General features: G+C 69.7%; 5 protein-coding genes. 4 read left to right on the top strand and 1 reads right to left on the bottom strand.

Annotated features, from left to right (window positions below; translation table 11 throughout):
- Positions 1-173: 173 nt before the first annotated feature.
- Entirely contained in the window at positions 174-2312 is a 2139-nt protein-coding gene (locus tag QZY48_RS00520) for a PAS domain-containing hybrid sensor histidine kinase/response regulator (protein ID WP_295426433.1), read from the bottom strand.
- 175 nt (positions 2313-2487) lie between these two features.
- On the opposite strand from QZY48_RS00520, the gene QZY48_RS00515 reads away from it, so the two are divergent.
- The 4 genes from QZY48_RS00515 to QZY48_RS00500 form a co-directional block, all read left to right on the top strand.
- Complete coding sequence (locus QZY48_RS00515) at positions 2488-3486, top strand: zinc-binding dehydrogenase (RefSeq protein WP_295426432.1); 999 nt, start codon at positions 2488-2490, stop codon at positions 3484-3486.
- 63 nt (positions 3487-3549) lie between these two features.
- A complete protein-coding gene (locus QZY48_RS00510; RefSeq protein WP_295426430.1) occupies positions 3550-4143 on the top strand; it encodes a metallophosphoesterase family protein in 594 nt (197 codons plus the stop codon).
- Between the two features lie 47 nt (positions 4144-4190).
- A complete protein-coding gene (locus QZY48_RS00505; RefSeq protein ID WP_295426428.1) occupies positions 4191-4946 on the top strand; it encodes an ATP-binding protein in 756 nt (251 codons plus the stop codon).
- An 83-nt stretch (positions 4947-5029) separates the two neighbouring features.
- A partial coding sequence (locus tag QZY48_RS00500; RefSeq protein ID WP_295426426.1) for a DUF2887 domain-containing protein occupies positions 5030-5393 on the top strand: 364 nt, incomplete at its 3' end.

The following is a 5393-nucleotide window of genomic DNA, read 5'->3' as shown; positions in this document are numbered from 1 at the left end:
GTTGTCGTTGTCGTAATCGTGGTCGGATTATTCGATTACGACAGCGACAACGACAACGACAACGACAGCGTACCCGGGATCTCGGTCACCACATCAGTTCCGATCGCACCCTGGCGAGGGTGTGCTGGGGCAACGCTCGGTCGACACGCAAGGCCTATTCCGCGCGAAATCTCTTAGATCTCCACCCACCGCACCAGCGCCGCCTTGAACCCGGCCGCGTTGGTCGGCTTGGCGACGAAGGCGTCCATGTCGGCGGCCAGGCAGCGGTCGCGGTCCTCGGCACTGGTGTTGGCGCTGACCGCCAGCACCGGGGTGCGCGGCCAGGCGCGCTCGGCCTCCAGGGCGCGCAGACGGCGGGTGGCCTCGTAGCCGTCCATCACCGGCATCTGGATGTCCATCAGCACGATGTCGATACCGCCCTGGGCAAAGATTTCCAAGGCCTGGCGGCCGTCGTCCGCGACCAGGACCTCCAGACCCAGTCCGGCCAGCGTGCCCCGGGCGACCTTCTGGTTGACCAAATTGTCCTCGACCAGCAGGGCGCGCCGCGCGCGGGGCCGCGGTTGCGGCTCCGGTGCCTGGGCGCTGCCGGGATCCAAGGGCAGGCGGACCTGCAGCTCAGAACCCCGGCCCGGTTCACTCTGCATCCAGATGCGTCCGCCCATCTGGTCCAGGAGCCGGCGGCAGATGACGAGCCCCAGGCCGGCGCCGCCGTAGGCGCGGGTGGTGCCCCCGTCCGCCTGGGTGAAGGGGCTGAAGACCCGCGCCTGGGTCTCGGGGGCCATGCCGATGCCGGTGTCGCGCACGGTGAGCGCCAGCTCGAAGCGGCCGTCCGGCAGGGGCCGCCCGCCCAGCGCGACCGTCACCGTGCCCGCGGGCGTGAACTTGAGCGCGTTGCCCACCAGGTTGCGCAGGATCCGCGTCAGGCACGCCGGGTCTCCCAGCAGGCAGTCGGGCAGCGCGGCGGCGAGGTCTACCCGGTAGTCGAGCCCCTTGGCCGCCATCGCGTCGCGAAAGGCGTCGGCGGCGGCCGTCAGCACGGGGCCCGGCGCGAAGGGGTTGGTTTCGGCCGCGAAGCGCCCGGCCTCGATGGTGGACAGGACCAGGATGTCGTTGATGATTTCGAGCAGGTGTTCGGCGGAGCGGCGGGCGGTGGCCAGATGCGGCGCCTGCTCCGGGGTAGGACCGCTGTGCTGCAATGACTCGAGCATCCCCAGCACCCCGTTCATCGGGGTCAGAATCTCGTGGCTCACGGTGGCCAGGAACTCGCTCTTGGCGCGGTTGGCGGCCTCCGCCTGCTCGCGCGCCCGGCGCTGCTCGGTCACGTCCAGGTGGATGCCCACCATCCGGTAGGGCCGGCCCGCCGCGGTGCGCAGGGCGCGCCCGCGGGCCATGATCCAGAGGTAATGCCCGTCCTTGTGGCGCAGTCGGTGGACGTTCTCATAGATCTCAGTCACCCCGATCAAATGGGCGCGCACCCGCTCCCTGGAGGGCCCCAGGTCGTCGGGGTGCACCCGCGCCTCCCACTCGGCAAAGGTATCCTGCACCTCCTCGGGGCCATGGCCCAGCATCGCCTTCCAGCGCGGCGACAGGTGGACCCGATTGGTCTCCAGGTCCCAGTCCCAGAGGCCCGCGTTGCTGCCCTCCACGGCCATGTTCAGGCGCTCCTGTTCGAGCCGCAACTGCTGCATCTGGCGCTCGATGGTCGCCTGATCACTGCGGTTCTGGAGCAGCGCCCCGATCTGCTGGGCGAAGACGGCGAAGGATTCCAGGTGCGCGGTGACCAGCCCGCGATAATGGTCCCGATCGCCCGCCGCCACCCCGCCGATCACCAGCGCGAAGCTCACGCCGCTCGGACCGGCGCAGGCGCTGATGACGAGTTGGTGCGCCCCGGCGGGGGCGGCGGGCGGGGGGTCGGCCGGTCCCCACCAACTGGTGCGACTGCGGCGGAAGCGCTCCGTGGCGATCAACTCGCGCAACGCCGCGCCGGGGATGGCGTCGGGGGCGATGCCGAGCGCGGCCGTCGGGGCGTCCGCCGGGGTGCCGTCCGGCGCGGTCGGCCACAGGAGCGCGAACTCCAGCTCGAACAGTTCCAGGACCGCCTCGGCGGTGATGGCGGCGAACTGCCCGGGGTCGCGTACGGCGATGGCGCGGGTATTGTATGACTGCATGCCCGCGAAGCGCTCCAGCTCACGGTCCAGGCGGTCGCGGGTGTCGATCAGCTCTTGGTGAACCACCGACAGGCGCGCCACCTGACGCTCCAAGTCGCTGATCCGGGTCTTGAGTCGATTGCAATCGGGGGCCTGGTCGCTCATGGTCGCGGGTGTCCGGCGGCTGCCCGGCGCGCGGCCGCCGCTCGACGCGCGGCGTCGACCGGCAGGGCCGCCGCGGGGGCGAGGGATGAAGATCCTAGCGTCATGGTGTTGTCATGCCGACCAGTACAAGGCTACTGTTAGACCCTTTGACGAAACGATTCCGGGAGTATTGCCCATGCGAGCGATCGAGATACAGAAGACTGGCGGACCCGCGGTCCTCCAACTGGTGGAGCGGCCCCGTCCGGAACTGACCGGACCGGATGATATCCTGGTTCGCCTGATGGCGGCCGGTGTCAATCCGGTCGACACCAAGATTCGCACCAACGGGGCGCTCCTGCCGGCCGGGTTCCCGATGGTCCCGGGCTGTGACGGGGCGGGCGTGGTCGAGGCGGTGGGCGCGGACGTGACCCGCTTCAAGCCGGGCGACGAGGTCTGGTTCTGTCACGGCGGGCTTGGCGGCCCGGTCGGCAACTATGCCGAATACATCTGTCTGGACAACCAGTTGGCCCAGGCCAAGCCGCACGCGCTGGGGTTCGCCGAGGCCGCCGCCGCCCCCCTGGTCCTGCTGACCGCCTGGGAGGCCCTGAGCGACCGGGCGGGCCTCGCCGCCGATCAGACCGTGTTGATCCACGCCGGGGCCGGGGGCGTGGGGCATGTCGCGATCCAACTCGCCCGCCTCGCCGGGGCGCGGGTCTGCACCACGGTGAGCGGCCCGGAGAAGGCCGATTTCGCCCATGCGCTGGGGGCCGAGTATTGCATCAACTACCGGGAGGAGGACCTGGTACACGCGGTCATGGAGTGGACCGGCGGACGCGGGGTCGATGTGGCCCTGGACACGGTGGGCCCGGCGTGCTTCCGCCGAACCATCCCGGCCATGGCCGCCTACGGCAACCTGGTGACCATCCTGGACCCGGGGCCGGACCTGGATCTGAAGGAGGCGCGCGTGCGCAACCTGCGCCTGAGTCTGGAACTGATGCTCACGCCCCAATTGCGCGACCTGCCGCGGGCGCAGGCCCACCAGGGCGAGATCCTGCGCCGTTGCGGCAAATTGATCGACAACGGGGAACTCAAGATCCACGTCTCCCAGACCTTCCCCCTGGCCGCCGCCGCGCAGGCCCACCAGTTGCTCGAGGCCGGGCATGTGACCGGCAAGCTGGCCCTGACGATCGATTGAGCCCCGGGTGCCGGGTCCGGCGTGCGGCCGGGGACACCATACAGGACGAGTGCGGACATCATGATGACGGATGCACCACCGACGGGGGCGGCGGCAGGCCCGGCCGCCGCCCCCGGCAACCCCGCCCCGGTGCGGGTCGCAATCCTTGCCGACACCCACGGCTGGGTGGACCCCCGCGTGCTTGCCGTGGTCGCCGACTGCGACCTGGCGGTCCACGGCGGGGATATCGGCAACGCTGCGGTCATGGCCTGCCTGCAACCGCGGCACGGCCCCGTGTGGGCGGCGCGCGGCAACAACGACCGCCCGGCCGATTGGCCCAGCGCGGACCGGGCGACCCTGGACCGGCTCCCGGGCTGGGTCGAGGTGTCCTTGCCGGGCGGCACCCTGGTCGTGATCCACGGCCACCAGACCCCGGCGCGGGGTCGCCACGAACGGCTGCGCCGCCGTTTTCCGCACGCCCGCGCCCTGGTCTACGGCCACAGCCACCGGCTGCTGCTGGATCAGGAGGCCCTGCCCTGGGTGCTCAACCCCGGTGCCGCCGGCCGTACCCGCACCCACGGCGGCCCCTCCTGCCTGGTCCTGACCGCCGACGCCGACTGCTGGACGATCCGGACTTTCCGCTTTGCGCCGACCTCTCAGGCGTCGCAGAAGGGCTAGTACCGCGAAGCCGAATTCCCGATTGAATAAGTGGACGGTCATCGGACATGCCCAACCCCGCCCTGAAGCCCCCGAAATCACTCCTGCGCCAAGTGGGTCGGGCCATCGCCGACTATCGCATGATCCGCGCCGGCGACCGCCTGCTGCTGGGGGTCTCGGGCGGTAAGGACTCACTGTCGCTGCTGCACATCCTGCGGCACCTGCAGACCTATGCCCCGGTGCGCTTCGAGCTGGCCGTGTTGACCGTGGACCCGCTGGTCCCGGGCTTCGACCCCTCGCACCTGCCCCAGTGCTACCCGGGGCTGACCTGGCACTATGAGCGCCAGCCCCTGATCGCGCAGGCGCGCACCCACATGGACGGCGACTCCTTCTGCGCCTACTGCTCACGGATGAAGCGCGGCATCATGTACCGTGTCTGCCGCGAGCAGGGGTACAACTGCCTGGCCCTGGGCCAGCACTTGGACGACCTGGCCGAAAGCCTGCTGATGTCGATCTTCCACAACGGCCAGTTGCGCACTATGAAGGCGCACTATGTCAACAAGGCCGGGGATCTGCGCATCATCCGCCCGCTCGCCTACTGCCGCGAGCGCCAGACCGCGGACTTTGCCCGCGCCGCGGCCCTGCCGGTGGTGGCGGACAGTTGCCCGGCCTGTTTCGCCCTGCCCACCCGCCGCGAGCACACCAAGGCCCTGCTGGCGCGGGAGGAGGCCGGGCACCCGCAGTTGTTCGCCAACCTCCTCCACGCCATGCGACCGCTGCTGACCGAGGGGCCGGTGCCGGACGACGGCAGCGCGGTCGCGTAATCGCGTGGCCATCAAGTTAAACAAGTCCATTAGGGAGTGCTTGTCGCGTCGTTGTCGTTGTCGTAATCGTAATCGGAGAAGCGATGCACTTCGGCGTGCGAGAGAATCCGGGGCGTTACGATAACCTCGACACCGACAACGACAACGACAACGAGCTCCTGCCCCGGTGGCTGGAGCGCGAGCCGGACAACCCCTATGTCGCCGCCCTGGTCCCGCTGATCATCCCGCGCGCCGAGGACCTGCGGGTCCGCGCACCCCAAGCCTGGCGGGTGATCCGTGCGGCACCCCTGGCGCCGCCGATCCGCGCCACCCTGGAACGGATGCTCGAATTTTGGCTGATGGAACGGTTTCCACTACTCACCGACGAGGAGTTGCGCACCATGTTTCCGGTACTGGTTCCCCTGGAGCAAACACGCGCCTATCAGGATATTTTTGCCAAGGGCAAGG

Source organism: uncultured Thiodictyon sp., from assembly GCF_903828115.1.
In the GTDB taxonomy this organism is placed as follows: Bacteria; Pseudomonadota; Gammaproteobacteria; order Chromatiales; family Chromatiaceae; genus Thiodictyon.
The sequence above is the reverse complement of the archived record's forward strand: the minus strand, read 5'-3'. Positions and strand labels throughout refer to the sequence as shown.